This window comes from Cryobacterium sp. TMT2-18-2 (assembly GCF_004402245.1).
Classification (GTDB): domain Bacteria; phylum Actinomycetota; class Actinomycetes; order Actinomycetales; family Microbacteriaceae; genus Cryobacterium; species Cryobacterium sandaracinum.
This window is the reverse complement of record NZ_SOFU01000036.1, coordinates 358,887-371,870: the sequence shown is the minus strand read 5'-3', so window position 1 is coordinate 371,870 and position 12,984 is coordinate 358,887. Positions and strand designations below refer to the sequence as shown.

General features: G+C 67.8%; 11 protein-coding genes and 1 riboswitch. Of the genes, 6 read left to right on the top strand and 5 right to left on the bottom strand.

Annotation, left to right across the window (positions count from 1 at the left end):
- Nucleotides 1-83 precede the first annotated feature (83 nt).
- Nucleotides 84-470: a hypothetical protein gene (locus E3O22_RS12860; protein ID WP_134393735.1), complete on the top strand. Its 387-nt coding sequence runs from the start codon at nucleotides 84-86 to the stop codon at nucleotides 468-470.
- Nucleotides 471-637: 167 nt separating this feature from the next.
- Here the strand turns inward: E3O22_RS12860 and ppsA are convergent, their stop codons facing one another.
- Complete coding sequence (gene ppsA / locus E3O22_RS12855) at nucleotides 638-3,028, bottom strand: phosphoenolpyruvate synthase (protein WP_134393734.1); 2,391 nt, start codon at nucleotides 3,026-3,028, stop codon at nucleotides 638-640.
- 501 nt (nucleotides 3,029-3,529) lie between these two features.
- Between ppsA and E3O22_RS12850 the strand changes: the two genes are divergently transcribed.
- The 3 genes from E3O22_RS12850 to E3O22_RS12840 all read left to right on the top strand — a co-directional run bounded on the left by E3O22_RS12850 (nucleotide 3,530) and on the right by E3O22_RS12840 (nucleotide 6,926).
- A complete protein-coding gene (locus tag E3O22_RS12850) occupies nucleotides 3,530-4,162 on the top strand; it encodes a vWA domain-containing protein (protein WP_134393733.1) in 633 nt (210 codons plus the stop codon).
- Between the two features lie 296 nt (nucleotides 4,163-4,458).
- Complete coding sequence (locus E3O22_RS12845; protein ID WP_134393732.1) at nucleotides 4,459-5,262, top strand: ice-binding family protein; 804 nt, start codon at nucleotides 4,459-4,461, stop codon at nucleotides 5,260-5,262.
- Nucleotides 5,263-6,141: 879 nt separating this feature from the next.
- A riboswitch (cyclic di-GMP riboswitch) is annotated at nucleotides 6,142-6,215 on the bottom strand.
- 273 nt (nucleotides 6,216-6,488) lie between these two features.
- On the top strand, nucleotides 6,489-6,926 hold the full coding sequence (locus tag E3O22_RS12840; RefSeq protein ID WP_134393731.1) for a phosphohydrolase: 438 nt from the start codon (nucleotides 6,489-6,491) through the stop codon (nucleotides 6,924-6,926).
- A 223-nt stretch (nucleotides 6,927-7,149) separates the two neighbouring features.
- On the opposite strand, the gene E3O22_RS12835 is transcribed toward E3O22_RS12840, so the two are convergent.
- Nucleotides 7,150-9,123 (bottom strand): hypothetical protein, encoded by a 1,974-nt coding sequence (locus E3O22_RS12835; protein WP_134393730.1) that lies wholly within the window; start codon nucleotides 9,121-9,123, stop codon nucleotides 7,150-7,152.
- Between the two features lie 124 nt (nucleotides 9,124-9,247).
- Nucleotides 9,248-10,039, bottom strand: coding sequence for a nuclease-related domain-containing protein (locus E3O22_RS12830; protein ID WP_166784646.1), 792 nt, complete (start codon nucleotides 10,037-10,039; stop codon nucleotides 9,248-9,250).
- Between the two features lie 116 nt (nucleotides 10,040-10,155).
- Here E3O22_RS12830 and E3O22_RS15965 point away from each other — a divergent pair, with 116 nt between their 5' ends.
- Nucleotides 10,156-10,326, top strand: coding sequence for a hypothetical protein (locus tag E3O22_RS15965; RefSeq protein WP_166784645.1), 171 nt, complete (start codon nucleotides 10,156-10,158; stop codon nucleotides 10,324-10,326).
- Nucleotides 10,327-10,354: 28 nt separating this feature from the next.
- Here the strand turns inward: E3O22_RS15965 and E3O22_RS12825 are convergent, their stop codons facing one another.
- Both E3O22_RS12825 and E3O22_RS12820 read right to left on the bottom strand, forming a co-directional pair.
- On the bottom strand, nucleotides 10,355-11,155 hold the full coding sequence (locus E3O22_RS12825) for a nuclease-related domain-containing protein (protein ID WP_134393728.1): 801 nt from the start codon (nucleotides 11,153-11,155) through the stop codon (nucleotides 10,355-10,357).
- Nucleotides 11,156-11,293: 138 nt separating this feature from the next.
- On the bottom strand, nucleotides 11,294-12,151 hold the full coding sequence (locus E3O22_RS12820; protein WP_166784644.1) for an SDR family oxidoreductase: 858 nt from the start codon (nucleotides 12,149-12,151) through the stop codon (nucleotides 11,294-11,296).
- A gap of 204 nt (nucleotides 12,152-12,355) precedes the next feature.
- Here E3O22_RS12820 and E3O22_RS12810 point away from each other — a divergent pair, with 204 nt between their 5' ends.
- Nucleotides 12,356-12,955, top strand: a complete 600-nt coding sequence (locus E3O22_RS12810; RefSeq protein ID WP_134393726.1) for a hypothetical protein — start codon at nucleotides 12,356-12,358, stop codon at nucleotides 12,953-12,955.
- Nucleotides 12,956-12,984: the final 29 nt, after the last annotated feature.

Here is a 12,984-nt window from a genome sequence, read left to right as displayed (position 1 = left end):
GCGGGCGGCGCGGGCCCCGCCGACGCTCCCATTTGCCGCAGACACCTGCCGCGCTAGGCTGCCAGCGGGAAAAGGGAGACACGATGAGCAACACGGAAAGCGGCGACGGTGCCGAGCGGTACAACACCAACCAGAACGGGTCCGAGCAGAGCATGGTTCCCGTCGAACGGACCCCCGCGGAGGCCGCCGACCGCCTCTCGAGGAAGTTCGCGCAGGAATCGAGGCTGCGCATCCTGCGGAGCAAGGCCGCCGTCGCCCGGTCCGAAGTCGACGCGCTGGCTGCCGTGCACCTCGACCCCGACACCCTCGAGGACCTGCTCGACACGGCCAGCCCGCGGGCGGCCGAACGACTGCGCACATCCGAGCACGAGATCAGCGTGCGCGTCGCCGACGCCCGTCAGAAGGCGGAAGCCGCCGAGGCAGCATACGAGCAGGCCGTGCTCGACGACTTCGACGAGGCCGAGCGCTAACCACACCGAACACGTCACACGCAGACGGATGCCGCACACCGGCATCCGTCTTCTGCTGCCGCCTCTCGCCCGCGACAACGCGCCCTCCACCACCGCGACCCTCCGACGGCGTGTCCCGTGTCCGGCGCATCCCTCCGACGCCGTGTTTCGTGTACAGCGCGTCCCTCCTACGCCGTGTCGTGGTCCCGCTCCGCCTGCGCGATTCGGCCCACCGTTTTAAGGAAGCTGTCCGGGTTGAGCGAGATGGAGTCGATGCCCTCCTCCACCAGAAAGGCCGCGAAGTCGGGGTAGTTGCTCGGCGCCTGCCCGCAAATGCCGATCTTGATCCCGGCGGCGTGGGCCTTGTGTATGGCCTCGCGGATCATCTGCTTCACGGCGTCATCGCGTTCGTCGAAGAGGGCGGCGAGGTCCTCGGCGTCGCGGTCGACGCCCAGCACCAGCTGGGTGAGGTCGTTGGAGCCGATCGAGAAGCCGTCGAACCGGGTGGCGAAACGCTCCGCCAGGATCACGTTGGCCGGAATCTCACACATCATGTAGATCTGTAGCCCGGACTCGCCGCGCACCAGCCCGTTCTCCGCCATCACCGCGAGCACACGGTCCGCCTCGGTCACGGTGCGGCAGAACGGTACCATCACGATCACGTTGTCGAAGCCGATCTTCTCCCGCACCTGCTTGATCGCCCGGCACTCTAGGGCGAAGCCCTCCCGGTAGCGCTCGTCATAGTAACGGGAGGCGCCACGGAAGCCGAGCATCGGGTTCTCCTCCGAGTGCTCGAAGACCGACCCGCCGATCAGGTGCGCATATTCGTTGGTCTTGAAGTCGCTCATCCGCACGATCACGGGGTCAGGATGATACGGCGCGGTCAGCTTCGCGATACCGAGCGCGAGCGCCTGCACGAAGTATTCCTTCGGGTCCATATATCCCCGGGTGAGCTCCTCGATCTGACGGATGGCGGCCCGGTCGGTGACCCGCTCCGGGTGCACGAGCGCCATCGGGTGGATCTGGATCAGGTTGTTGATGATGAATTCCATCCGGGCCAGCCCCACGCCGTCGGCCGGCAACCGCCACCACTCGAAGGCGGCGGCCGGACTCGCGATATTGACCATGACCTTGGTGCGGGTCTTCGGCACGGTGCCAAGGTCGATCTCCTCGGTTTCAAAAGCCAGCTTGCCCTCGAAAACGTAGCCCTCGTCGCCCTCGGCGCAGGAGATCGTGATCATCTGGCCATCCGTGAGCGTGTCGGTGGCGATCCCGGTGCCAACGACGGCCGGCACGCCCAGTTCGCGGCTGACGATCGCGGCGTGGCTGGTGGGACCGCCGTGGTCGGTGACGATGCCGGCCGCGCGGGTCATGATCGGCACCCAGTCCGGATCGGTCATCTCGGTGACCAGGATGGCGCCGTCGACGAACTTCTCGATGTCGGCCGGGTCCTTGATCACGCAGGCCACGCCGCTCGCGATGCTGTCGCCGATCGCGACCCCGGTCACCAGCAGCGGCCCCGTCTCGGTCCGGGTGCTCACCGTGAACCGGGTGCCGCTCGCCTGCGAGTGCACGGTCTCCGGGCGCGCCTGCACCAGGAACAGTTCGCGGGTCAGGCCGTCTTTGGCCCATTCCATGTCCATCGGCCGGCCGTAATGGTTCTCCACGATCACGGCCCATCGGCCCAGCTTCACGATCTCCGCGTCGGTCAGCACGAACGCCTGTCGCTCGCGATCGGGGGTGTCGATAGTGCGGGTGCGGGCGCTGCCGCCCTTGGCGTAGACCATCTTGCGGGCCTTCTCGCCGAGAGTTTTCTCAATGATGGGCGTGGCGCCGGGCTGGTCGAGCAGCGCCTTGAACACCAGGTATTTGTCGGGATTGACCGTGCCCTGCACCACCGTTTCGCCGAGCCCCCAGGCGGCGCTGATCACGGCCACGCCCGGGAAACCGGTGTCGGTGTCGATGGAGAACATCACCCCGGAGCCGCCGACGTCGGCTCGGATCATCCGTTGCACGCCGATCGAGAGCGCCACCTCGAGGTGGTCGAATTTCTTGACCTCGCGGTAACTGATCGCTCGGTCGGTGAAGAGTGAGGCGTAGCAGCGGCGGCAGGCGTCGAGCAGATCGCGCTCACCCGTCACGTTGAGGAACGTCTCCTGCTGGCCGGCGAAGCTGGCGTCGGGCAGGTCTTCGGCGGTGGCGCTGCTGCGCACGGCCACGGGCAGGTTCGGGTGCCCAGCCTTCTCCGACAGTTCCCGATACGAGGCACGGATGCCGTCGGCGATGTTCGCGGGAAACTCACCCCCCAGGAACAGCTCGCGCAGGGCCTCGCCCGTGACGCGCAGCGAGGCGCGGCCGTCGTGGAACAGGTCGAGCTGGCGCCGCAGTGCCGGCTCGATCCCGTTCGCCGCGATGAACGCGCGATAGGCGTTCGCGGTCGTCGCGAACCCCTCGGGCACCTTCACGCCATCGTCGCTGAGGGCGCGCACCATTTCGCCCAGCGACGCGTTCTTGCCGCCGACCTGCGGAATGTCACCCAGTCCGATCTCGTTGAACCACACCACACTGCTCTCGAGCATTGTTCTTCCACCCCTCTGTGAGTTCTGCGACCCGGTGATCTGTGGCCCTACGGCCGCGTGGCCGCGTGGCCGCGTGTCACGCGGATTGTGCCACGTGGTGGCAACCTACTCCCCCCGAAAGTGTCTCCGGCTCGTTGAACCGCGCCCCGAACGAATTCGACGGAGATTTTGGCAAAATCCATCCTCCACACACCGGAAAGCCGGTTTTCGCCGGCATCTCCGTCGAATTGGTTCGACGTCGGGCAGCCGTGCTTGTCAGGCTCCGCAGGCCTGCGGGCTCGCGGAGAACGACAGTTCCGGTCGAGTTCGGCCCGCAGACCTGTCGTACTCGACCGAAGGTGTCGAAGTCGGCAACGGATGGCCAGAGCCGCACTGCACCACCACCGCCGCCGCCGCCGACGCACCACTGCCACGCCACTGCCGCACCACTGCCGGCACTGTCAGTGGCTCCTGAGACTCTGAAGTACTCCCCCACGAGGGAGCCTCAACCAGGAGGTACAGATGACTGATCCCAACTACACCGCTCTGCTTCTCGTGATCGACCGGAGCGGCTCGATGTCCGGCATCCGTGACGACATGGTCGGCGGCCTGACCGCGATGCTCGCCGCACAGGCCGCCGAGCCGGGCCTGCTCACCGTGGATATCGTGACCTTCGACGATGAAATCGAGCACACCCACACCCTCGCCGACCCAAGCGATATCACCGTCGAACTCGACCCGCGCGGCATGACGGCGCTGCACGATGCGATCGGCATCGCCGTCACGGAGTTCGGCGAGACGCTGCGGGCGCTGCCCGAGCACGCGCGTCCCGGCACCGTCCAGGTCGTGGTTGTGACCGATGGCGGCGAGAACTCGAGCAGCGAATACTCCGCGGATGCCGTGCGCGCGCTGATCAACCGGCAGACCGAATCGTACAGCTGGGACTTCGTCTTCCTCGGCGCCAACCAGGACGCCGTTCTCACCGGGGCCGCACTCGGCTTCGACGCCGCCAGCTCAATGACCTTCGCTGCCGCTTCGGGCGAGGTCGCCGCGATGAGCGCGAACCTCGGTCGCTACGTGACGGATGTGCGCAAAAAGGAGAAGCGCGGCTTCACCTTCGAGGAGCGCACCGAAGCCGGAGGTGATGGCGTGTAGGCAACGATTGGGTGAAATTCGGGGGGCCGACACCCCTCTTGGCGGAGGGCGTGAAAACTACCCCTAATCTGGGGTTCAGACAGATTCGATTCGTTGGAAGCGGTCCCGTGGGGCGTGCGATGGTGTGCGTGGAGGACGCCTGTTTGCCGTGAGACCGGGGGCTCTATTCGGGGTGAAGTCGGCCCTGACAGGCCCTGCCGGCGCGAAGAAACCCGACGTGTAGCGTCGGGGACCACTCCCACAGTGGCCCTGCCCCAGACCCGCATCGTGCGGGACTGGCGAAAGGAAGGACCACCATGTTCCACTTCCACGAATCATCCGTCCGCACGTCCCTAGCCCGCGCATCCACGGCCCGGAAGCGAGTTCTGGCACTGCTTGTCGTCGTCGCCGTGGTCGGCGTCGGCAGCGCCGGACTGGGCGGAGCGGCCGTCGCCGGCTCACTCCCCCAAAGTCCCGTCGAGCTCGGCACGGCGGACTCCTTCGCGATCCTGTCGAAGACCGGCGTGACGAACGTCTACGCGTCCGCAGTCAACGGCAACGTCGGGGCCAGCCCGATCACCGGCGCCGCGGTGCTTCTGACCTGCCCTGAGGTCATGACCGGCACCATTTTCACTGTCGACGCCGCCGGTCCGCCGTGCGCGGTGACGGACCCGAGCTTCCTGAGCACATCCGTCGGTGACATGGAAATCGCCTATTCCGACGCGGCTGGGCGCACGAACCCCGACTTCATCGACCTGGGTGCCGGCGAAATCGGCGGTCTCACTCTCAAGCCCGGCCTCTACAAGTGGAACACCGACGTGACCATCTCCAGTGACGTGCGCCTCACCGGCGGCCCGGACGACGTCTTCGTGTTCCAGATCGCCGGCAACATCGACCAGGCCTCAGCCAAAAACGTGACCCTGCTCGGCGGAGTGCAGGCCAAGAACGTGTACTGGCAGACCGCCGGTGCAGTCTCGGTCGGCACCACCGCGCACTTCGAGGGCACGATCCTGAGCAAGACCATGATCGCGATGAAGACCGGCGCGTCGATCACCGGCCGGTTGCTGGCCCAGACCGCCGTCACGTTGCAGAGCAACTCTGTGACGAAGCCGGCCCTGTAACCACCGGTCGGCCGTCTTCGGGAACCGGTTCGGCGGCATCCGTCGTCGCCCGGTTCTCGGAGACCAGGCCACAACCGCCCGCGCGGGTGTGGCTAACTCAGGAGAAACCGCCAACGCGGCCGAAACTTTGCCGCGTTTCTGGGGCTGCCGGGCAGCATCCGCCCGCATCTCCTGAGTTGGCCACGAACGCACCGGCTCCGCTCACGACGGATGCCGATGGGCGGCTCACGGGCGGCGTCGGAACCCCGCGCGGGGCTTACGCCGCTGCGCTGGAGGCGCGCCACGGGCGCAGCGGCGCAGCACCCGCGCAGCACCCGCGCGGCACCAGCGCACCACCCGCGCAGCAGCAGCGCAGGTCGAACAATTCGAGCACGAGCCTGGGCGCGGTGACCCACCGGATCGGCGGCGCAGCAGCCACAACCTTCCAGCCTCGGCGATCGGAACGGCGAAGCGGCCCGGTTGACCGGGAGGGGCCCGGCGTGTACGGAGGTCCTCGGCGGCGGGTTCTGTTGCCGGTCCTTGATTCTGCGGATGTGCGGTTCAATGCCTGCGTCGGTGCAGTCATCACGGGTGGTGTTCCCGGGTGAGCCGGTCGTTCTCGGATCGGCGGGCCGGGCTTCTCAGCGCGGGCCGTGCCAAGGTGTGAAACAAGCATGCGATCGGGAACCGAACCCGAATCGATTCCCGATCGCACTGCCAGATCAGGACGAGATCCCTAATCTCGCCCGGCTTCCACCGTTTCAGTCGTGCGCCTACCCAAGGGGACGACAAAACGGAGGTGTGTCCACCGCGCCACGAGACGACAGAGACGCGGCTGAGCGGCCGCATCTGGTGTCGGCCTCGAGGGAGGTGAGGTTCATCTGGGGCGGTTCCTTTTCATTCGGTAGGCCGGCTGACCCGAGGGTTCCGTGCCTTTGCGACCCCGCCTCACGACGGGTGTGCCCTTGCGATTGACGTGAAAGTGACCGTCTCTCCAGCGACCAGTCGGTCACCTGAGAAAAACTTATCAGTCAGGTTCGGCGCGCAACCGGCGAGGCTAAACTTTTCGCCGCTCAAGAGCCCCCCAAATCGAGGGGTGCGTCCGGCACAGACTCGGGGTGACGGATGCCGAGGCGCGCTTTCCCGGCGCCGATGTCCTAGCACCGGGCGGAGGCCCGGGCTAACGTTGCAGGCGTGGGCGGAGCCGCTCACACTGCTCTGTTCGTAATGCCAAGAGGGGGGTCTCCATGACAGTCACCACAGCCGATGCCTACGTCGCCGCTGCGAAAACAATCGCCACAACCGCACATCTGGGCCAGGTCGACAAGCTCGGCGCCGCCTACATCAACCATCCCCGTCGCGTTTCCGAGCGCCTCAACGATCCCCTCGAGCAGGCCACCGCTTGGCTGCACGATGTGCTCGAAGACTCGAACATCACCCGCCACGACCTGCTCAAAGCGGGCATCCCGGGTGGTGTGGTCGAGGCCGTCACTGTGCTCACCAGAACGGATGTCGTCAGCGACGCCGACTACTACGCCGGCATTCGCGCAAACCCGATCGCTCTCGCCGTGAAGCGCGCCGACATCGCCGACAACCTGGAGCCCTGGCGGGTGGAACAGTTGGACGCGAGCGCGCAGAAGAGGCTCGCGGCGAAATACGGGTCGGCGCTGGCGGCGCTGGGTTAGGCCGGCTCGGGGCTCCCCGCTGCGGTCGAACCGCGCTGCGGTTGTCTCACGCTGCGGTTGACTCACGCCGCGGGTTGACCCCTGCTGCGGGTTGACCCGCGTCGGCCTCAATGACGTCATCCAACACTGTCGGCGGAGTGCCGGTGACGCAGTGAACCCCGTGCACCAGCGGGTAGGAATCCGTCCGGACGAGGGGCTGGATGCAGTCCGTCCCGGTCGAGGCCTAGGCTTCCATGTCGTCGTGGGTGACGATGCGGCCCAGCTCGATGCCGCCATCCGGGAGCTGCCAGAAGTGCATTCGACGCGCGGCGGGGGTGTTCTGCTCGATCGAGACGCGCATGCAGCGGGCGCCGTCCCAGCGCAGCAGGTGCGGGTCGGCCGGCCCTGCGCCCTGGCGCAGCGCGTGCAGGTGCCGCCCCTTGAGGGTCTTCACCCGGCCGGTGAGCACGTCGACGGATGCCTTGAACGCCTTGGCCAGCTGCCCGTCGTCGAGCCCGGCGAGAGATTCGGTGAACCGCTCCCCCAGCACGTAACTGTGCGGCAGCTTCCATTCCTCGCGGTCCGACTCCGGAACCCGGTCGACCCAGGCGAGGAGGATCTCATGCCGCACCCAGCCGGAGGGTTCGTCCCAGGCGGCTCGCCGCGACTCGTATTCGCTGACCGTGGAGTGGGCGGGGACGGTGCGGCGGGATTCGCGCAGCATCCGTCGTTGGGCCCGCTGGTCGTCGCGCAGTTCCGCGACCGTGTGGCGCAGGGTGGCGAGTTCGACGAGGGCATCGCGCAGTTGCAACTGTGCGGAGCGGGCCTGCTCGCGCAGTTTGGCGAGGTCGGAATCGGTGGCGCCGGCCTCGGAAAGCTGATTCTCGAGCCGCACGATGCGGGACTTGGCCTCGGCGAGGGACAGCTGGGTCGATTGCAGCGCGGAGTGTGGCGCGGGAACGGGCGTGGGCGTGACCCGGAACGGGATGGCCCCCGTCGTGGCCGGACGCAGGGCGTGCACGCGGCCCGGACCCGGCGACGGGCGCGGGTGAAGGCGGTCCGATGTCGGGCCTGCCGTGATCAGGACCGTGACCCCGGAGACGCCGGCAGCATCGAAGACCCCGGCAGCACCGGAGAGACCGGAACCAGCGGAGAGACCGGAACCACCGGAAATGCCGATACGGGCGACCCCCGCGGCGCGGCGGGCCGATGCGGAGGCACCCACGAGCGCGGGCTGGCTGTCGAGTTCGACCACGGCGGCGGCGTCTTCCTCGACCTGAGGCAGCAGCGGACGATTCTCCTGCAGCCAGGGAGGTCCGTTCCGCACGGCACACAGCGACGGCAGAACGGTTTCGTCGTCGTCGACGTCGCTCAGGCACAGGTGCAGGGCACCGCTCGGCAGGTGGATGACCCGGGCCGCGACGACGTCACCCTCGGAGAGCAGGGCATCGACCTTGTCGAGCGGGTTGGCCGAGATATCGGCCCGGGTGATCGTGAGCGCCAGGTGCGGGTGCAGGGCCAGAACCGCTCGCTGCGCACTGACCTTCTGCACCAGAGCGAGCGTGATGCTGCCGTGCGGGTAGCGCTGTGCGATCGTGGCCACGGAGGGCGGCTTGATCTCGACATTGAGACGATGGGTGGGTGCGTCGAGCGCGCCCTGGATGCGCTGACCGGTCTGCAACGTCCAGTCGAGGGGCACCGGCGGGTAGGTCAGCTCCTGCCAGACGGTGGCCATGCCACCGCCGTCGAGTTCGATCAGTGCCCGGGAACCGCCCAGCATGAACCCCTTGACGGTGCCGTCCACGGTGATGACGGATGCCGGGGCGAGCGCGAAGAGGCCAGCCTGATGCGCGTGGGCGAGGGCATCCGTCACCAGCTGATCGGTGGCGTGCTGCGGGTCGCCGTGCGTGAAACGAAGCCGGGAACGGGCCAGGTCGGCAAACGCGTCGCCGACGGGGTAGGAACGGCCGGCGCTGCCGTAGACCTGGAACTGGGCCGGGAGCAGGTCGCCGAGCTGGCGGGTGAGCTCGCCCGTCTCGATCAGGAAGACGCGCGCGACGTCGCCGATCTGGCCGGCGAGTTGGTCGATTCCGATTTCGGGCAGGGTGGTGCCGAACGGCGACGACACCACAACCCAGGGACGATCACGGCCCGCATCGTGCAGACCGTTGGCGAGTTGTTGCACCGCGACGCTGGACTGCACGCGGGTATACACCACTGACTCCCCTTCCAACCTTCGTGAGAGGCTGTGCCTAGAGGGTACGCCTGTCGCCTGTGAGAATGACCCCGAGCGTTAAGGTTCAGGGTGTAGAGAGCCCGATATCACCTGTTGTCCCCCGGTCTCACGGGGACGCGAGTATCCCCACGACCATCGTCGTCGCCGAGTTCAGCACGATGAAGGCGGCCACCGCTGCCACCGCCAGCTCGAGCGGCAACAGCACCGTGCGCTGCAGAGCTGCGGCGCGCACCGCGGAGTCGAGCCGAGAGAAGCCTTCGATCAGGCCCTCGCCCGAACCCAGCGGAACATCGATCCACATGTCGGGGTCGTCGAGCAGTTCGATGACGCGCAGGCGATCCGCCGGGCCCAGCACGATCGGCAGGGACGTCAGCCACGGAACGAGCTCGGCGGCATCGAGAACAGTCACCGGCTTCGGCGATGACCGCACGTCGATGCTGCGCGCACCGACGAGGACGACCAGGGGGATCACGGGGGTCGGGAGCGGGCGGCGGTCTTCCAGCAGCGTCGTGACCCGTTCCGCCTCGAATTTCGCGTGACGCAGGTAGGGCACCGGCCGGCTGTCCACCAGAACGCTGCGTTCCTCCACGAGCACGCGCTGGCGGCGATGCTGTTTGGTATTGATGGTGATGACGCCGCCGGGGCCCACCAGCACGTGGTCGATGTCCCAGCCGTGTCCGCCGATCGGCAGCGCGTGGAAGACCGCCCACTCCGGCGACAGCGTCGCCAACTTTTCGCCGACCACGATCTCGCCCTGGGCGCCCAGGTACCAGCCCTCACAGTTCACGCCGAGCGGAGAACGCCCCAGAAACCGGGCCCACAGGGTTCGTGGAGGAATGCCGCTCTGCTCGCGCAGCAGCTTTTCGATCATGAACTGGGCCGCGAAGCGCTGGCGCATTCTGGTACTTTCCAACGTCATCTTTTCTGGTCCCCCACCGTCGATTGTAACGGCTCACCCCAACGGGTGGCACTCCCTCTGGGGGCGGGCCTGAACCGGCCACCTACGATGGTCGGATGGTAAATAACATGAGGGTCGTGCAAACCCAGCTCGGGCTGCTCGAAACCCACATCAACACGATCAAAGAGGACGCCGCGGCACCCCGCGGGGTGGAGGAGTCTCTGGTGGCCATCTGCACCGCGCTCGACGCGCTGACGGACGAGTTCCGCCGCCGCCTGCCCGAGTAGGCCCCCGCTTCGGGAGCGTCGTTCCGGCTCAGGCCGTCGCGAGCGCGGCTTCGATGAGCCGGAACACGACGTAACCGGCCGCGATGGTGCCCGCCGCGGCGAACAGGACCCACAGCATCCGTCGGATGCCCGCGGATCGCACCCGCGTATCGAGCGCCGTGAACCGCTCACGCACATCATCGGGAGTGGTGTCGGGCAGCACGTGCCACACGTGCGGGCTGTCGAGAAGGTCCGCCACCTCCTGCACCTCACCGGCCGACAGCACGGGGTGGAGCCTGACCAGCCACCGGCGCAGTTCGTCCGCGTCGAGCACTTTGACCTGCTCGGGCTTCTGCTCGATGGTGAGCAGCCGAGGCTCTACGAACACGATCACCGGCTGCACGGGCGCGACCAGGGGCATCCGTTCTCGCACCAGGCTCGTGACGCGCTCGGCCTCGGATGCGGCGTTGTGCAGGTACGGTACGGACTCGCCGTCGACCCGCAGCGTGTCCCGAGCGACACGGATGTCATTGCTCGGGTGGTGCTTCGTGGTGATCGTGAAGATTCCGCCGGGTCCGATCACGAGGTGGTCGATCTCGGCGGTCGAGGAGCCGACGGGCACGGCGCGCAACACCGTCCACTCGGGTGGCAGCGTCGCCAGGATGGAGCCCATCACAATCTCTCCTTTGGCCCCGCGATACCAGGACATGCTGTCAGCGCCGTGCGGGGACAGGCCGAAGAACCCCGCGAACCGCGACCGTCGGGGCACGCTCCCCTGAACCCGCAGCAGCTGCTCTGTGATTGACAGCGCCGCGAGGCTCTCCTGCAACGTGGCACTGTCCAGCGTCATCGCAATCCCCTTTGCTGACTCGAATCTAGCGACCGGGGACGGGGAGCACGCAGTCCCCGAAGGGGGGTGTCGACGGCGTGGCGACTGGCGCACCGGGTTCGCCCGCGGTCCCGGTGCCGATGCGGGTACCGGTGCGGCCTACGACCAGACGTCGCGGTGGTCCGTGGCGAACTGCCGGAAGGTGGTTGCCGGATCGCCCGAGAGCCGCCGGATCACCCGGTTCGGACACGCGGAAACCCCCAGGCGCACCACCCGGTAGATCATCTTCTGCACGGCGATGAAGTCGGCCTCTGCGCCCTGCACGGCCAACCGGGCGAGGTAGTCATCGACGCTCGGCCGCGCATAAACGATGCGCCGCCCGAGCACCGCCGAGAGGATGTCAGCCACCTGGTAGTAATCCAGCGACTGCTCGCCCGACAGCGTGTAGGCCCTGCCGAGGTGCCCCGGCTCGGTGAACACCCGCGCGGCGACGCGCCCGATGTCACGGGCGTCGACGAACGCGGTGCGCGCCCTGGCCGCCGGAAGATAGATCTCGCCGCGCTCCCGGATGCCAGCACGGTACACGGTCGACAAATTCTGCATGAAGAAGTTCGGCCGTAGAAACGTGTACGGGGCGCGCCGACGCCGCAGGTGCTTCTCCACGGCGTGGTGCGGAGTGGCCGGGTTGAACTGAACACCCTGCAGGGAGAGAAAGACGATCTGGCGGATGCCGTGCGCCAGCGCCGTGTCGATCACCGGGATCAGGGTGTCCGCCACGTTCGCGATCGCGGGCGGGCGCAGCAGAAACAGCCGGTCGACTCCGGCGAAGGCGCCGGCCCAGCCGGTCGGGTCGGAGAAATCGAAGGCACGGGGCGTGCCGGCCGGTGGGTTCAGGGCGAATTCGGAGCCGGCCGGGTTCCGCACCGCGGAGATGACGCTCTCGCCGGTGGACGCGAGCGCCGCGGCCACGGCCCGGCCGACGGTTCCGGAGGCACCGGTGACGAGGATGCGGCCCATCAGATGCCTTTGGAGTTTTCGCGAGCCGGAGTGGGAGAGGAGCCGGACATGAGTCACGCCTTTCGTCGAATGCATTTAGTTTAGCGACTAAGGCAAATTGACACGGTGGAGGGCGCGGTGGAGGGCGCGGTGGAGGGCACGGTGGAGGGCACGGTGGAGGGCACGGTGGCCTCCAGGCCGCCCGGAGTCCCCCAGACTGGGGGTGTGAATGCAATCAGGGTGCCCGGAATCCGACAGTCAACCTGGATCGCGGCTGCGGTGGCCGCCACGGTCGCCGTGGGTGCCGGCGCTGCCGGAATCGCGGCCGCCACGGGTCTCGGCGACGACGAGACCACCCTGACCGACACCGAGCTGGCGCGTGCGAGTCGCGCGGCCCTGACCGAGGTCGGGCCTGCCACGGTGACGGATGCTCAGCGCGGCCCCGCCCTGTCTCCCGCGCTTTCCGCGTCCTCCGAGTCCTACACGGTCGACACCCGGCTTCCGAACGGCGTCGAGGTCGCGGTTCAGCTCGATGAGACCTTCACGGTCGTGTGGGTGAGTGCGCCCGGCTGGAGGGGCGACGCGGCATCCGTGGCCGAGCCCCGGGTGCTGACCGCTGCGGAGCTCGCAAGCGTCGACCGCACGACTGCCGGACAGGCGGCCCTGGCCGAGGTCGGCAGTGGCACCGTGACGGACTTCCGCCGCAGCCGAGCGCTCGACCACGCCTTCGAGGTGGAGGTCACCCTCGACGACGGAACCCAGCGGGTCGTCGAGCTCACCGAGCGCAGCCAGGTCGTGAGCTCCGACCGCCCGACGCTGCGCTGAGCTGCGCCGCCGGATCGGTACGAATCGTT

What these genes read in the sequence shown, in the direction of transcription:
- E3O22_RS12860 (WP_134393735.1), top strand. Translation starts at nt 84, where the DNA reads ATGAGCAACACGGAAAGCGGCGACGGTGCCGAGCGGTACAACACCAAC.
- ppsA (WP_134393734.1), bottom strand. Translation starts at nt 3,028, where the DNA reads ATGCTCGAGAGCAGTGTGGTGTGGTTCAACGAGATCGGACTGGGTGAC.
- E3O22_RS12850 (WP_134393733.1), top strand. Translation starts at nt 3,530, where the DNA reads ATGACTGATCCCAACTACACCGCTCTGCTTCTCGTGATCGACCGGAGC.
- E3O22_RS12845 (WP_134393732.1), top strand. Translation starts at nt 4,459, where the DNA reads ATGTTCCACTTCCACGAATCATCCGTCCGCACGTCCCTAGCCCGCGCA.
- E3O22_RS12840 (WP_134393731.1), top strand. Translation starts at nt 6,489, where the DNA reads ATGACAGTCACCACAGCCGATGCCTACGTCGCCGCTGCGAAAACAATC.
- E3O22_RS12830 (WP_166784646.1), bottom strand. Translation starts at nt 10,039, where the DNA reads ATGCGCCAGCGCTTCGCGGCCCAGTTCATGATCGAAAAGCTGCTGCGC.
- E3O22_RS15965 (WP_166784645.1), top strand. Translation starts at nt 10,156, where the DNA reads ATGGTAAATAACATGAGGGTCGTGCAAACCCAGCTCGGGCTGCTCGAA.
- E3O22_RS12825 (WP_134393728.1), bottom strand. Translation starts at nt 11,155, where the DNA reads ATGACGCTGGACAGTGCCACGTTGCAGGAGAGCCTCGCGGCGCTGTCA.
- E3O22_RS12820 (WP_166784644.1), bottom strand. Translation starts at nt 12,151, where the DNA reads ATGGGCCGCATCCTCGTCACCGGTGCCTCCGGAACCGTCGGCCGGGCC.